Raw genomic sequence first — 15,547 nt, forward strand, 5'->3', positions numbered from 1 at the left:
CCTGCACGGGCACGGGCTCACGACCGCCATTCGCTCGATCGAGCGGGACGTTCGGCTCCTACAAAGCTAAGGGAGCGCGGAGCGTCTGTCTCCACAATTACTCGGACTTCCTACTATCTGAGACGGTGCCTTGGCTCCCACCGCTCCGACCTGCGGAAAAGCCCGGCGGGGCCAGGTCGGTCGACCTGGCCCCGCCGGGCGATTCGCGCGCGGGCGTCAGCCCATGTGCGGGTAGGTGTAGTCGGTCGGCGCGACCAGCGTCTCCTTGATGGCGCGGGTCAGCGTCCAGCGCATCAGGTTCTGCGGGGCGCCGGCCTTGTCGTTGGTGCCGGAGGCGCGGCCGCCGCCGAAGGGCTGCTGGCCGACCACGGCGCCGGTCGACTTGTCGTTGATGTAGAAGTTGCCGGCCGCGTAGCGCAGCTTCTCCATCGTGTACGCCGCCGCCGCGCGGTCGTTGGAGATCACCGAGCCGGTGAGCGCGTAGTCCGAGACCGACTCCATCTGGGTCAGCATCGCGTCGTACGCGTCGTCGGCGCTGTCGTCGTACACGTGCACGGCGAGGAAGGGGCCGAAGTACTCGGTGCGGAAGACCTCGTTCTCCGGGTCGGTGCACTCGACGACGGTCGGGCGGACGAAGTAGCCGACCGAGTCGTCGTAGGAGCCGCCCGCGACGATCGTGCAGGTCTCGTCCTCCTTGGCCCGGTCGATGGCGGCCTTGTTCTTGGCGAAGGACCGCTCGTCGATGACCGCGCCGATGAAGTTCGACAGGTCGGTGACGTCACCCATGGTGAGGTAGTCGACCTCGGCGGCGAACTCCTCCTTGAACCCGTCGTTCCAGATGGACGCCGGGATGTAGGCGCGGGAGGTGGCGCTGCACTTCTGGCCCTGGTACTCGAAGGCACCGCGGGTCAGGGCCGTCTTGAGCACGGCGCGGTCGGCGCTCGGGTGGGCGACCAGGAAGTCCTTGCCGCCGGTCTCGCCGACCAGGCGCGGGTAGGTGCGGTACTTCTCGATGTTGTTGCCGACCGTCTTCCACAGGTGCTGGAAGGTCTTGGTCGAGCCGGTGAAGTGGATGCCCGCGAGGTCCCGGTGCTCCAGAGCGACCTCGGAGACCGCGATGCCGTCGCCGGTGACCAGGTTGATGACGCCCTTGGGCAGCCCGGCCTCCTCCAGCAGCTGCATCAGCAGCACGGCGGCGTGGGTCTGCGTCGGGGACGGCTTCCAGACCACCACGTTGCCCATCAGGGCGGGGGCGGTGGGCAGGTTGGCCGCGATCGCGCTGAAGTTGAACGGGGTGATCGCGTAGACGAAGCCCTCCAGCGGGCGGTGGTCCATGCGGTTCCACACGCCCTGGGAGTTGGCCGGGGGCTGCTCCGCGAGGATGTTGCGCGCGTAGTGGACGTTGAAGCGCCAGAAGTCGATCAGCTCGCAGGGGCTGTCGATCTCGGCCTGCTGGGCGGTCTTGGACTGGCCGAGCATGGTGGAGGCGGCGATGGTCTCGCGCCACGGGCCGGACAGCAGCTCGGCGGCGCGCAGGATGATCGCCGCGCGGTCGTCGAAGGACATCGCGCGCCACGCGGGGGCGGCGGCCAGGGCGGCGTCGATCGCGTCCTGGGCGTCCTGCTGCGTGGCGTTGGCGTACGTGCCCAGGCGGGACTTGTGGTTGTGCGGCTGCACGACGTCGAAGCGCTCACCGCCGCCCATCCGCTTCACACCACCGATGGTGCAGGGAAGGTCGACCGGGTTGTCGGCCAGCTCCTTGAGCTTGGCCTCCAGGCGGGCACGCTCGGGCGAACCGGGCGCGTAGCCGTGCACCGGCTCGTTGACGGGGGTGGGGACCTGGGTCACAGCGTCCATGGGTTCCGTAACTCCTTTAACTGAGCGGTCTTGCGAGCGGGTGGGCTCAGCCCTTGCTGACCATCGAGCGGGCGAAGAACCGGAGGTTGGCCGGCTTCTCCGCCAGACGGCGCATGAAGTAGCCGTACCAGTCGGTGCCGTACGCGGTGTAGACCCGCATGCGGTGACCCTCGGCGGCCAGCCGCAGGTGCTCGTCGCCGCGGATGCCGTACAGCATCTGGAACTCGTACTCGTCGAGCTTGCGTCCGGCCGTGCGGGCCAGCTCCTGTCCGATGGAGATCAGGCGCGGGTCGTGCGACCCGATCATCGGGTAGCCCTCGCCCTCCATCAGCGTGCGCAGGATGCGGACGTACGCCTTGTCGATCTCGTGGCGCTGCTGGTACGCGACCTCTGCGGGCTCCTTGTAGGCGCCCTTCACCAACCGTACGCGAGAGCCGCTGTCGGCGAGGCGGCGCGCGTCGGCCTCGGTGCGGAAGAGGTAGGCCTGGATGACGCAGCCGGTCTGCGGGAAGTCCTCCCGCAGTTCCTCGTGGATGGCGAACATCGAGTCGAGGGTGGTGTGGTCCTCGGCGTCGAGGGTGACGGTGGTGCCGATCTCGGCGGCGGCCTCGACGACCGGGCGGACGTTCGCGAGGGCCAGCTCGTGGCCGCCCTCCAGCGCCTGGCCGAACATCGAGAGCTTCACCGACATCTCGGCGCGGGTGCCGAGGTCGAGCGGCTTGAGCCGGTCGATCAGCTCCAGGTAGGCGTCGCGGGCGGCCTCGGCCTGCGCGGGGGTGGTGATGTCCTCGCCGACGACGTCCATCGTCAGCTCCAGGCCCTGATCGGTGAGGTCCCGGACGATCGGCACGATCTGGTCGACCGTCTCGCCGGGGATGAACCGGTCGACGACCGGCTTGGTCACGGGCGCGGCCGAGACGAGACGACGCATCCGGTCGCTGCGCGACGCGGCGAGAATCACGGGACCCAGCACGGGGCACCTCCACTTACCAACCAACACAGGGGCCGCTGCCCGACGAAGGGGGAACGGCACGGAGAACCACCGTGAAATCTAAGGATCCACCCGATCGTCGGCCATCGACAGCTGTCACGCATCCGTGCCGCGGATCTCAGACAGATGTATGAAGGGCGCTCGCATATGCGGCAGAATGCCCGGGTGACGTCCGATTCCAGAGGTTCCGCAGGCACCGGTGGTACGCGTGGTGACTACCAGGAGCTGGTCGACGAGCTGTCCGAGCTGCTGGGCGCCCCCGCCACCCTGGAGAACCGCGACTTCGAGCTGATCGCCTTCGGCGCCTACGACAGCGAGGGCGACCTCGACCCGTCCGCCCTGGACCCGGTGCGCACCCGCTCGATCCTCACCCGGCGCTCCACCGCCGCGGTCCGGGCGTGGTTCGAGAGTTTCGGCATCACCCGCGCGACCGGACCGGTCCGCATCCCGCCGACCCCCGAGGCGGGGGTGTACCGGGGACGCACGTGTCTTCCGGTACGCCATCGGGGTGTGGTCCTCGGCTACGTCTGGCTCCTGGACACCGACCCGGGCCCGACCGAGCGGCAGCTGGCGGCGGCCATGGAGGTCACGGCGCGGATCGGCGCACTGCTCGCCGACGAGGCGCAGCACGGCGCGGACCTGAGCCGGGAGCTGCGGGCGGTGCTGACGGCGGAGCGGGACTGGCAGCGGGACATGGCGGTGGCGGAACTGCGCAGCGCGCTGGGCGCCCGGGCCGAGACCCCGCACGCGGTGGTGTGCGTGGCGCCCTGGCCCTCGGCCGATCCCGACGACGCGCCCTCGGTCCGTACGGTGCCGGGGGCGACGGCACTGTGCACGGTGCCGTGGGGGGTCTCGGCCGTGTCGCTGGCGCTGCTGGTCCGGCTGCGCTCGGCGGAGGTGCAGACCCCGGCGACGTCGGCGGCGGGCCGGCTGCTGGAGCGGGCGGGGACGGCCACGGGCCGGGGCGGCCCGGCGGGGGCGCCGCGGCCGGTGTCTCGGCGCCGCGCACGGGTCTCGCCGACCTGGGGGCGGCCTGGTCGGAGGCGTCGGCGGCGGCCCGGGCGGCGCGGGCGGAGGAGCGGTTCGGGCCGGTCGCGCAGTGGACGTCGATCGGTGCGTTCCGCCTGCTGACCTCGCTGCCCCCGCGCTCCGCCGACGATCCCGCCGTACGCGCCCTGCTCTCCCCCGCCCATCGCGAACTCGCCCGCACGGCGGAGGTGTACCTGGACTGCGCGGGCCAGGCCGGCCGCACCGCCGCCGAGCTGGGCGTGCACCGCCAGACGCTGTACTACCGGCTGTCCCGCGTCGAACAGCTCACGGGCCTGGACCTGGACGACGGCGAGGACCGGCTGCTGCTGCACATGGCGCTCAAGGCGCGTCGCCTGTAGCGGCCCCGATCACCCGGCGCAGGCCCTCGGTCAGCGCGTCGGCGTCGGGTGCGCTCTTCGGGTCGAAGTTCCACTGGGCGATGAGGCCGGTCATCAGGGTGACGTAGAAGGCGCCCAGGGTGTCCGTCGTCTCGTCCGTGACGTCCTCCTCCCTGCCGCCCATGAGCAGGGGGATGATGCCGCGTCCCGCCTCGCGCTGGGCGCGGCCGAGGTGGTCGCGCAGCTCGGGCATCCGGTCGCCCATGACCAGCACTTCCATGCTGAGGCGCCAGACGGAGCCGGGCTCCCGCATGGTGCCGATGATGTTGGACCACACCTGCTGGAACCGCTCGACCGAGCCCGGTTCGGTGCCGTCCAGAGCGGGGCCCTCCCCCTCGAAGGCGCCCCCCATCCCCTCGATCAGCTCGATGTACGCCTGGGCGAGCAGGACGTCCTTCGACCCGTAGTGGTAGCCGATGGACGCCAGGTTGGTCCCCGACTCCTTGACGATGTCCCGCGCGGTCGTGCGCGTGAACCCCTTCTCCAGCAGGCAGCGCTTGGCGCCCTCGAGCAGATCCTCACGGTGTCCCATGCGCCCACCCTACCCGCACCTTCATACGCACGTCTTAAACAATGTTCTAGACAGGCGTATAAGACGTGCGTACAGTCGCCGTCATGACAACGAACCCGCCCCGCGCAGGGCGCCGCGAGTGGATCGCGCTCACCGTGCTGATGCTCCCGCTGCTGCTGGTCTCGATGGACGTCTCCGTCCTGTTCTTCGCGATCCCGGAGATCAGCGCCGATCTGGAACCGAGCGGCACCCAGCAGCTGTGGATCTTCGACATCTACGGCTTCGTACTGGCCGGCCTCCTGATGACGATGGGGTCCCTGGGCGACCGCATCGGCCGTCGCAGGCTGCTCCTCGTCGGCGCGGCGGCCTTCGGCGCGGCCTCCCTGCTCGCGGCCTACGCGCACACCGCCGAGACCCTGATCGCGGCCCGCGCGGTCCTCGGCATCGGCGGCGCCACCCTGATGCCGTCCACGATGGCGCTGGTCCGCACGATGTTCACCGACCCCGCCCAGCGGGCGAAGGCGATCGGGCTGTGGTCCGGGGTGATGACGGCCGGGATCGCGCTCGGCTCGGTGATGAGCGGCGTCCTCGTGGAGCACTTCTGGTGGGGCTCGGTCTTCCTGGTGAACCTGCCCGCGATGGCGCTGCTGCTGATCCTCGGCCCGGTGCTGCTCCCGGAGTCCAAGAACCCCTCACCCGGCCGCTTCGACCTGCTGAGCGTCCCGCTGTCGATGGCGGCGGTCCTGCCCGTGGTCTACGGCCTCAAGGAGCTGCCCTCCGAGGGCTGGAACGTCCGCTACGTCGTCTCGATCACCGTCGGTCTGCTCTTCGCGGCGCTGTTCGTGCACCGCCAGCGCACGGCGGCCTCGCCGATGATCTCGCCCGCCCTCTTCCGCGGGCACGGCTTCACCCCGGCCGTCGTCCTCAACCTGGTGTCGGCCTTCGGGATGATGGGGTCCTCCTACTTCACCACCCAGTACCTCCAGTCCGTGCTGGACAAGAGCGCGCTGGAGGCCGCGCTGTGGGCCCTGCTGCCGTCGGTCTTCATCGGCTTCGCCGCGCCGCTCGCCATGCGGCTGGTCCAGCTGGGTGTGGAGCGGGCGCACGTGGTGGCGGGCGGGTTCGTGGTCGCGGCGTGCGGTTACGCGCTCCTGGCCTGCGCCGGCACCGACTCCCTGTGGCTGGTGCTGGCGGCCTGCGGCGTCATGGCGGGCGGCATTGTCGCGGTGATGTCCCAGCTCACCGACCTGGCGCTCAGCTCCGCCCCGGTGGAGAAGGCGGGCGCGGCGTCCTCCCTGATGGAGACCGGCACCGAGTTCGGCGGCGCGTTGAGCATGGCGGTCCTGGGCTCCGTCGGTACGGCCGTCTACCACCACGAGATGCCGGCCTCGGCACCGGACGCGGCGCAGGAAACCCTGGGCGGCGCGCTGTCGGTCGCCGCACGGCTGCCGGGGTCCGCGGGAGAGGCCCTGGCGACGGCGGCGCGGGAGGCCTTCACCGACGGCATGCGGGGCGCCGCGATCGCGGGCGCGGTGCTGCTGTTGGCGGCGGCGCTCCCGGCGGCGCGCGCACTGCGCGGCATCCGGGTGCGCGAGAACGCGGCCACGGAAAACGCCGGACAGGCTGACTCACTCAGCCCGTCCGGGGGTACCTCCCACGCCCTTTAGGCAGTGGGGGAGTTTGAGGACGAGGCCCGCTCAGGGCCGTGAGCGGGGGTCCCGGGGGCGGCGGCCCCCGGGTACGGCCGCCTCAGACGAGGTTGACAGACCGGGCGGACGTGGCGCCGATCTCCGCCGCGACCTCCGCCAGAACCCCGGAGGGCACCGTGTCGTCGACGGTGAGGACGGCCAGCGCCTCGCCGCCGACCGTCGCGCGGGCGACCTGCATGCCGGCGATGTTGAGACCCGCCTCGCCGATGATCCGGCCTACGGTGCCGACGACGCCGGGACGGTCCTCGTAGCGCAGGACGACCATGTGGTCGGCGAGGGCGAGATCCACGTCGTACTCGCCGATGGCGACGATCTTCTGCAGGTGCTTCGGGCCGGCCAGCGTGCCGGAGACCGACACCTCCTCGCCGTCCGAGAGGGTGCCGCGCACGATGACGACGTTGCGGTGCTCCGGGGACTCCGAGCTGGTGGTCAGCCGGACCTCGACGCCGCGCTCCTGGGCGAACAGCGGGGCGTTGACGTACGACACCGTCTCGTCGACGACGTCCTCGAAGACGCCCTTGAGGGCGGACAGCTCCAGCACCTTCACGTCGTGCTGGGTGATCTCGCCGTAGACCTCGACGTCGAGGCGGACGGCGACCTCACCGGCGAGCGCGGTGAAGATGCGGCCGAGGCGCTCGGCGAGCGGCAGACCCGGCTTGACGTCCTCGGCGATGACGCCGCCCTGGACGTTGACCGCGTCGGGGACCAGCTCACCGGCGAGGGCGAGGCGGACCGACTTGGCGACGGCGATGCCGGCCTTCTCCTGGGCCTCGTCGGTGGAGGCGCCGAGGTGCGGGGTGGCGACGACCTGGTCGAACTCGAACAGCGGCGAGTCGGTGCAGGGCTCCTTGGCGTACACGTCGAGGCCCGCGCCGGCGACGCGGCCCTCCTTGAGCGCCGAGTACAGCGCCTCCTCGTCGACGATGCCGCCGCGCGCGGCGTTGACGATGCGGACGCTCGGCTTGACCTTGCGCAGCGCCTCGTCGCCGATCAGGCCGAGGGTCTCGGGGGTCTTGGGCAGGTGGACGGTGATGAAGTCGGAGACCTCCAGCAGCTCGTCCAGCGACAGCACCTTGACGCCCATCTGCGCGGCCCGCGCGGGCTGCACGTAGGGGTCGTAGGCGACGACCTTCATGCCGAAGGCCGACATGCGCTGCGCGACGAGCGCGCCGATGCGGCCGAGGCCGACGACGCCGAGGGTCTTCTCGGCCAGCTCCACGCCGGTGTACTTGCTGCGCTTCCACTCGCCGTTCTTGAGCGCGGCGTTGGCCTGCGGGATGTTGCGGGCGGTGGCGACGATCAGGCCGCAGGCCAGCTCGGCGGCGGTGACGATGTTGGAGGTCGGGGCGTTGACCACCATCACGCCGGCCTTGGTGGCGGCGGAGACGTCGACGTTGTCCAGGCCGACCCCGGCGCGGGCGACGACCTTGAGCTTCTTGGCGGCGGCCACGGCCTCGGCGTCGACCTTGGTGGCGGAGCGGACCAGGATCGCGTCCACGTCGGCGATGGCGGGGAGCAGTTCGGCCCGGTCCGCGCCGTTGCACTGGCGGATCTCGAAGTCGGGGCCGAGCGCGTCCACGGTCGCGGGCGACAGCTCTTCAGCGATGAGTACGACGGGTTTCGAGCTCACGTGAGTCCTCACAAGTCCAATGCGGACGGCCGTCCCGACGGCCGCATGCGGAGGGTTGCTAGCCGCGTGGAAGACGCACGACGCTGTGGGCCTGACGCGTATGTGTTCAGCAGTCTAGTGGCGTGGCGGGCAGTGTCCTGCGCCGCTGCGGAAGCATCACCCGGAAGTGGATCCCGCGGGGCTGCCCGGCGCGCCGGGCAGCCCCGCGGGGCAAAGACCTACGCCTCTTCGTCGACCCAGCTCATGAGCTTGCGCAGCTCCTTGCCGGTGGTCTCCAGGAGGTGCTCGGAGTCCTGCTTCTTGTACTCGTTGTACTTCTTCAGACCGCCGTGGTACTCGTCCATCCAGTTCTTGGCGAAGGTGCCGTCCTGGATCTCGGCGAGGACCTTCTTCATCTCGGCCTTGGTGGCGTCGGTGATGATCCGCGGGCCGGTGACGTAGTCGCCCCACTCGGCGGTCTCGGAGATCGACCAGCGCATCTTCTCCAGGCCGCCCTCGTACATGAGGTCCACGATCAGCTTCAGCTCGTGCAGGCACTCGAAGTAGGCGATCTCCGGCTGGTAGCCGGCCTCGGTCAGCGTCTCGAAGCCCGCCTTGACCAGCGCGGCGGTGCCACCGCACAGGACGGCCTGCTCGCCGAAGAGGTCGGTCTCGGTCTCCTCGGTGAACGTCGTCTTGATGACGCCGGCCCGGGTGCCGCCGATGCCCTTGGCGTACGACAGGGCCAGCGCGAAGCCGTTGCCCGTGGCGTCCTGCTCGACGGCGGCGATGCAGGGAACGCCGCGGCCCTCCTCGTACTGACGGCGCACCAGGTGGCCCGGGCCCTTGGGGGCGACCATGCAGACGTCCACGCCGGCCGGGGGCTTGATGAAGCCGTAGCGGATGTTCAGGCCGTGGCCGAAGAACAGCGCGTCGCCGTCCTTCAGGTTTTCCTTGATGTCCTTCTCGTAGACCTCGGCCTGGATCGGGTCCGGGACCAGGATCATGATGACGTCGGCCTCGGCGGCGGCCTCGGACGGGCTCACCACGCGCAGGCCCTGCTCCTCGGCCTTGGCCTTGGACTTGGAGCCCTCGTGCAGACCGACGCGCACGTCGACACCGGAGTCGCGCAGCGACAGGGCGTGGGCGTGGCCCTGGCTGCCGTACCCGATGACCGCGACCTTGCGGCCCTGGATGATGGACAGGTCGGCGTCGGCGTCGTAGAACAGCTCGGCCACTGGGTTCTCTCCTTGTGTGCAGGTGTTGCGTCCCACCGTATGCCGGTGGGGGGAGGCGAAGTTTCGGGGTCTCGGAATGCGGGCGGCCGGCGGTGTCCCCGGCCGCCCGTTTCCGTCGTTATGCGGACCGGTCGAGTGCGCGCAGCGAACGGTCCGTGATCGAACGGGCGCCGCGGCCGATGGCGATCGTGCCGGACTGGACGAGTTCCTTGATGCCGTACGGTTCCAGCATCCGGAGCATGGCGGTCAGCTTGTCGCTGCTGCCGGTGGCCTCGATGGTGACGGCCTCCGGGGAGACGTCGACCGTCTTGGCGCGGAACAGCTGGACGATCTCGACGATCTGGGAGCGCGTCTCGTTGTCCGAGCGCACCTTCACCAGAACGAGTTCGCGCTGGACGGCCTGGGTGGGCTCCAGCTCGACGATCTTGAGCACGTTCACCAGCTTGTTGAGCTGCTTGGTGACCTGCTCCAGCGGGAAGTCCTCGACGCTCACCACGATGGTGATGCGGGAGATGTCGGGGTGCTCGGTGACGCCGACGGCGAGCGAGTCGATGTTGAAGCCGCGGCGGGAGAAGAGGGCGGTGATCCGCGCCAGGACGCCGGGGGTGTTCTCCACCAGGACGGAGAGCGTGTGCTTGGACATGGTCTCTTCGGTCTCTCTCGCTCAGTCGTCTTCGTTGTCGCCGAAGTCGGGGCGGACGTCCCGGGCGGCCATGATCTCGTCGTTGGAGGTGCCGGCGGCGACCATCGGCCAGACCATGGCGTCCTCGTGGACGATGAAGTCGACGACGACGGGGCGGTCGTTGATGGAGTTGGCCTCCTCGATCACCTTGTCGAGGTCGGCGGGGTCCTCGCAGCGGATGGCGTAACAGCCCATGGCCTCCGACAGCTTCACGAAGTCCGGGACGCGGGTGCCGCGGGCCTGAGGGTTGACGTCGTCCGGGCCGGAGTGCAGCACCGTGTTGGAGTACCGCTGGTTGTAGAACAGGGTCTGCCACTGGCGGACCATCCCGAGGGCGCCGTTGTTGATGACGGCGACCTTGATCGGGATGTTGTTCAGGGCGCAGGTGGTCAGTTCCTGGTTGGTCATCTGGAAGCAGCCGTCGCCGTCGATCGCCCAGACGGTGCGGTCGGGCATGCCGGCCTGGGCGCCCATGGCGGCCGGGACGGCGTAGCCCATCGTGCCGGCGCCGCCGGAGTTCAGCCAGGTGGCGGGCTTGTCGTACTGCACGAAGTGCGCGGCCCACATCTGGTGCTGGCCGACGCCGGCCGCGAAGATGGTGCCCTCGGGCGCCAGCTGCCCGACTCGCTCGATGACCTGCTGCGGGGAGAGCGAACCGTCCTCTGGCTGGTCGTAGCCGAGGGGGTAGGTGTCGCGCCAGCGGCTCAGGTCCTTCCACCAGGCGCTGTAGTCGCCCTTGTTGCCCTCGTCGTGCTCCTTCTGGACGGCCTGCACGAGGTCGGCGATGACCTCGCGGGCGTCGCCGACGATCGGCACGTCGGCGGCGCGGTTCTTGCCGATCTCGGCCGGGTCGATGTCGGCGTGGACGATCTTGGCGTACGGGGCGAAGCTGTCCAGCTTGCCGGTGACGCGGTCGTCGAAGCGGGCTCCGAGGGCGACGATCAGGTCGGCCTTCTGCAGCGCGGTGACGGCGGTGACCGCACCGTGCATGCCCGGCATTCCCACGTGCAGCGGGTGGCTGTCGGGGAACGCGCCGAGCGCCATCAGGGTGGTGGTGACGGGCGCTCCGGTGAGTTCGGCGAGGACCTTCAGCTCGGCGGTGGCCTTCGCCTTGAGGACGCCGCCGCCGACGTAGAGCACGGGCCGCTTCGCCGCGGAGATCAGCTTGGCCGCCTCGCGGATCTGCTTGGCGTGCGGCTTGGTGACCGGGCGGTAGCCGGGCAGGTCCATGACCGGCGGCCAGGAGAAGGTGGTCTTCTTCTGGAGGATGTCCTTGGGGATGTCGACCAGCACGGGGCCGGGGCGGCCGGTGGAGGCGATGTGGAACGCCTGCGCGATCACCCGGGGGATGTCCTCGGCCTTGGTGACCAGGAAGCTGTGCTTGGTGATCGGCATGGTGATGCCGACGATGTCCGCCTCCTGGAAGGCGTCCGTGCCGATCGCGGAGGAGACCACCTGCCCGGTGATCGCGACCAGCGGCACGGAGTCCAGGTTGGCGTCGGCGATCGGGGTGACCAGGTTGGTGGCACCGGGGCCCGAGGTCGCCATGCAGACGCCGACCTTGCCGGTGGCCTGCGCGTAGCCGGTGGCCGCGTGGCCGGCGCCCTGCTCGTGGCGGACCAGGACGTGGCGCACCCTGGTGGAATCCATCAGCGGGTCGTAGGCCGGAAGGATCGTGCCACCCGGGATGCCGAATACGGTGTCGGCGCCGACCTCCTCGAGAGAGCGAATGAGGGACTGCGCACCCGTGACGTGCTCGGGGGCGGACTGTCCTCCGGATCGGGGCCGGGGCTGCGGGTGAGCCCCGGTGGCCTGCTCGGTCATCGGCGTTCTCTTCTCGATGCTGAGGGTTTTTGCGAGATTCGGGCGATCTGAGCTGCTGCTCGGCAGGTGCCTGTGCAACAAAAAACCCCTCGTGCCGTAAGGCAAGCGAGGGGAGCGCGTCGGTGTGGGTCGCGGGGAGTCCGGGTCGGTACGGACGTCACCAGCTTCAGCCGACGCGCTTTCCAAGTACGAGAATTCGGGTGCGCATGGCACTGACCTTCCCTCCGGCGCGCACTCACTGTCAAGTGGGTGGGACGGGAGTCTCATTATGTGAGCGAAGGGCCGTGCCACCACTCAGAACGGCCGGCAGCCCGGAGGGGACACCGCCCGTCACCTGACCCGGGCCCGGGCCGCCGACGCCCTTGGCGTAGACCCCGGCACCGCCGCCCGCGAAGGCCGGTTCGGCCGGCCCGTGGGGCACCGGGTAGCGACCGGCCGCGAGCGCTCTGCGCAGCCGGTACTCGTCCAGGGCCCCGGAGAACGCCATGCCCTGTCCGTGCGTACAGCCCATCGCGCGCAGGGCGACGATCTGCTCCGGCAGGTCGACACCGTCGGCCACCGACTTCAGCCCGAGGTCGGTGGCGATGCGCAGCAGACCACTGGTGATCTTGTGCAGCCGTGCGGACTCCACGACGCCCTCGACCAGGCCCCGGTCGAGCTTGAGGACGTCCACGGGCAGGCGCCGCAGCGCCGTGATCGCCGCGTAGCCGCTGCCGAAGCCGTCCAGGGCGATCCGGACACCGACCCTGCGCAGGGCGTTCAGCCGGCGGTCCAGCTCGTCGAGGCCGACCCGTGGGTCGATGTCCGACAGCTCGATCACAAGGGAGCCCGGGGGCAGTCCATGGCGGGTCAGCAGGGCCTCCACGGAGCCCAGCGGCATGGAACGGTCCAGCAGGCGGCGGGCGCCGATGCGTATGGCCACGGTCACGGACAGCCCTGCCGCCGCGCGCTCGGCGGCCTGCTCTACGGCCTCGCGCAGCACCCAGCGGTCGAGTTCGGCGGTTCTGTCGCCCTCCTCGGTCACCCGCAGGAACTCGGCGGGGGTGAACAGCACGCCCTGCGAGGAGCGCCAGCGCGCCTGGGCGCACACCGACGTGATCCGGCCGTCCGTCAGCGAGACCACGGGCTGGTGCAGCAGGGCGAACTCCCCGTCGTGCAACGCGGCCCGCAGCCGGGTGGCCAGCTCGGCCTTGCGTACGACGTCCTGCTGCATCTGCGGTCGGTACAGCTCGACGCGCCCCTTGCCGCCCGCCTTGGCCCGGTACATGGCGAGGTCGGCGTTGCGCAGCAACTCACCGGCTCCCAGACCCGGTTCGGCGAAGGCGACGCCGATGGAGGCGTTGACCCTGACTTCGTTGCCGTCGATGAGGTAGGGCTGGGAGAGCGTCAGTCTGAGCCGGTCGGCCAGCTCGCGGATGTGGCCCTCGCGGGCGGCCCGGTCCCGGGCCCCGTCCCCGACGATGAGGGCCGCGAACTCGTCACCGCCCAGCCGGGAGGCGGTGTCGCCCTTGCGGACGGCCTCGTGGAGTCTGCGGGCGGCCTGGACGAGCAGCTCGTCCCCGGCCTGGTGTCCGATGGTGTCGTTGACGCCCTTGAAGCCGTCGAGGTCGATGAAGAGCACCGCCGTCCCGCGCAGGGCGGCACCCCGGTCCGAGGCGCGGCGGCCGGAGAGGGCCTGCTGGACGCGCCGGGTGAACAGGGCGCGGTTGGGCAGGTCGGTGAGCGGGTCGTGTTCGGCGTTGTGCTGGAGCTGCGCCTGGAGGCGCACTCTCTCGGTCACGTCCCGGCTGTTGAAGATGAGGCCGCCGTGGTGCCGGTTGACGGTGGACTCGACGTTGAGCCACCCTCCCCCGCCCCCGGAACGGAAGCGGCACTCGATGCGTGTGGTGGGTTCCTCGGCCGGGTTGGCGGCCAGGAACCGGCGCACCTCGTGCACCACGCAGCCGAGGTCCTCGGGGTGGATGAGCCCGGCCAGTTCGGTGCCCACCAGCTCCTCCGCGGGTCGTCCGTAGACCCCGGCGGCGGCCGGGGAGACGTAGCGGAGGATGCCGTTGGGCGCGGCGATCATGATGACGTCGCTGGAGCCCTGGACCAGGGAGCGGAAGTGGTTCTCCTTCTGGGCCAGTTCCTGGGTGAGGACGATGTTGTCGAGCAGCATGATGCCCTGCCGGACGACGAGCGCGAGCACGACGGTGCCGCCGGTCAGCAGGACCACGCGGTCGACGCTGCGGCCGTTGAGCACGTTGTAGAGGATGCCCAGGGTGCAGACGGCGGCCGCGAGGTACGGCGTGAGCGCGGCCAGGGACCCGGCGATGGGGCGGGCGGCCGGATAGCGGCCCCGTTCGCCGCCCTGCCCGGGTCCCGGCAGGGCGGGTGGCGTGGCGGGCGGTACCGACGGGGGCGTGGCGGGCGGTACCGAGGGGGGCGTGGGCTGGTGACCGCTGCCGCGCTGGCCGGGCACGTGCTCGCGCACCACGCGGGTGTGGCCGCCGGTGCCCGTCCCGTCCGGCGTCGCCCGGCCGCGCCGGGACGCGGCCCAGGGGGCGTACGCGAGCAGCAGGGAGCCGGCGAACCAGCCCGCGTCGAGCAACTGTCCGGAGCGGTAGCTGTTGTGCAGCAGCGGCGAGGTGAACAGGGCGTCGCACACCACGGTCAGGGCGAGCGCGCCGATGGCGGTGTTGACGGCGGATCTGCAGACGGGCGACCGGCGGAAGTGCAACGCCAGCACCATGCTGACGAGGGCGATGTCGAGCAGCGGGTAGGCCACCGAGAGCGCGGCGTGCGCGACGCTCGACCCACCCTCGGCCTTGGCCGCCTGGGCGAGCGCCAGGCTCCAGGCCAGGGTCAGCAGCGAACCGCCGATCAGCCAGGCGTCCAGGCCCAGGCAGATCCAGCCGGCCTTGGTCACCGGCCGCTTGGCCAGCACGAGGAGCCCCACGATGGCGGGCGGGGCGAAGCACAGGAAGAACAGATCCGCGTAACTGGGGCTGGGCACCGGCACCCGCAGCACGACCTCGTACCACCCCCAGACCAGGTTGCCCAGGGACGCCATCGCCGAGGAGAGGGCGAAGAGCAGCCAGGCCGGTCGAAAGCGGACCCGGCGTCCGCGGGCGTAGAGGAAGCAGGAGACGGCGGCGGCGGCCGCGGCGGCGCTCAGCCCGAAGTCGCCCATGATCTTGGCGACGTACTGCGAACCCCAGCCGAGCGCGGCACCGACGGCGTAGGCCGCGCAGACCAGGGCGAGCACGAGCTGGCGGACGAGGGGTGGCCCGCCGGCGGCGGCCGACGGCCGGGGCAGCAGCGGTCCGGGCGCGGCCTGTCCGCGCAGCGCTCCGTCCAGCGTGGGCACGGGGGCGGACTCACCGGAGCCTCCGGGTCCGCACCGCTCCCGCGTCCCGCGCGCACCGGTGGGCCGACCGGACCTGCCTTCTGCGGTCGCCCGGTCGGTGCGGGTGGGGGCAGCGTGGAGCGGGCCTGCCGCCGTGCCGGCCGTGCCGGCCGCGTCGGTGCGCGGTCGTGGTCGTGGCCGTGCGCCAGGGTCGCCGGCGGCGGCTCCGCCGCGTCGGATCGTCGGTCCATAGGCCGTGCATCGCCCGTCGCCCCCCTCCACAGTCTGAGATGTCCATCCCCGGCGCCGTACGGTGCGCGGCGCGTCCCCTGTCGGACGATACACCAGTCTCGTCACTCAGGGACATAGGT

9 protein-coding genes and 1 pseudogene are annotated in these 15,547 nt (G+C 70.9%); 2 read left to right on the forward strand and 8 right to left on the reverse strand.

All coding sequences use genetic code 11. The annotated features are described in order from the left end of the window. Nucleotides 1-216: 216 nt before the first annotated feature. On the reverse strand, nt 217-1,857 hold the full coding sequence (gene pruA / locus Sru02f_RS30345) for an L-glutamate gamma-semialdehyde dehydrogenase (protein WP_109036179.1): 1,641 nt from the start codon (nt 1,855-1,857) through the stop codon (nt 217-219). 46 nt (nt 1,858-1,903) lie between these two features. Continuing rightward, on the reverse strand, nt 1,904-2,830 hold the full coding sequence (locus Sru02f_RS30350) for a proline dehydrogenase family protein (protein ID WP_109036181.1): 927 nt from the start codon (nt 2,828-2,830) through the stop codon (nt 1,904-1,906). 165 nt (nt 2,831-2,995) lie between these two features. Between Sru02f_RS30350 and Sru02f_RS30355 the strand changes: the two are divergent. Further along, nucleotides 2,996-4,236: pseudogene (locus tag Sru02f_RS30355) on the forward strand (PucR family transcriptional regulator). Here Sru02f_RS30355 and Sru02f_RS30360 read toward each other — a convergent pair. Beyond that, the gene (locus tag Sru02f_RS30360; protein WP_109036185.1) at nt 4,217-4,807 is read right to left on the reverse strand and encodes a TetR/AcrR family transcriptional regulator; all 591 of its coding nucleotides are present in this window, start codon (nt 4,805-4,807) and stop codon (nt 4,217-4,219) included. The pseudogene Sru02f_RS30355 and the gene Sru02f_RS30360 sit on opposite strands and share 20 nt — an antisense overlap. An 83-nt stretch (nt 4,808-4,890) precedes the next feature. On the opposite strand from Sru02f_RS30360, the gene Sru02f_RS30365 reads away from it, so the two are divergent. After that, nucleotides 4,891-6,453: an MFS transporter gene (locus tag Sru02f_RS30365; RefSeq protein WP_174855225.1), complete on the forward strand. Its 1,563-nt coding sequence runs from the start codon at nt 4,891-4,893 to the stop codon at nt 6,451-6,453. A gap of 82 nt (nt 6,454-6,535) precedes the next feature. Here Sru02f_RS30365 and serA read toward each other — a convergent pair whose 3' ends face one another. From serA to Sru02f_RS30390, 5 genes are all read right to left on the reverse strand, one after another. Next, entirely contained in the window at nt 6,536-8,125 is a 1,590-nt protein-coding gene (serA, locus tag Sru02f_RS30370; RefSeq protein WP_109036189.1) for a phosphoglycerate dehydrogenase, read from the reverse strand. 218 nt (nt 8,126-8,343) lie between these two features. Beyond that, nucleotides 8,344-9,342, reverse strand: a complete 999-nt coding sequence (gene ilvC, locus Sru02f_RS30375; RefSeq protein WP_109036192.1) for a ketol-acid reductoisomerase — start codon at nt 9,340-9,342, stop codon at nt 8,344-8,346. A 118-nt stretch (nt 9,343-9,460) separates the two neighbouring features. Beyond that, the gene (ilvN, locus tag Sru02f_RS30380) at nt 9,461-9,985 is read right to left on the reverse strand and encodes an acetolactate synthase small subunit (RefSeq protein ID WP_003973483.1); all 525 of its coding nucleotides are present in this window, start codon (nt 9,983-9,985) and stop codon (nt 9,461-9,463) included. A gap of 21 nt (nt 9,986-10,006) precedes the next feature. After that, nucleotides 10,007-11,848, reverse strand: a complete 1,842-nt coding sequence (locus tag Sru02f_RS30385; RefSeq protein WP_109036194.1) for an acetolactate synthase large subunit — start codon at nt 11,846-11,848, stop codon at nt 10,007-10,009. Nucleotides 11,849-12,089: 241 nt separating this feature from the next. Continuing rightward, nucleotides 12,090-15,197 carry a putative bifunctional diguanylate cyclase/phosphodiesterase gene (locus tag Sru02f_RS30390; protein WP_373103616.1) on the reverse strand — a complete coding sequence of 1,036 codons (3,108 nt, stop codon included), beginning with the start codon at nt 15,195-15,197 and terminating at the stop codon, nt 12,090-12,092. Nucleotides 15,198-15,547: the final 350 nt, after the last annotated feature.

It is taken from the genome of Streptomyces rubrogriseus, from assembly GCF_027947575.1.
Lineage (GTDB): Bacteria > Actinomycetota > Actinomycetes > Streptomycetales > Streptomycetaceae > Streptomyces > Streptomyces rubrogriseus.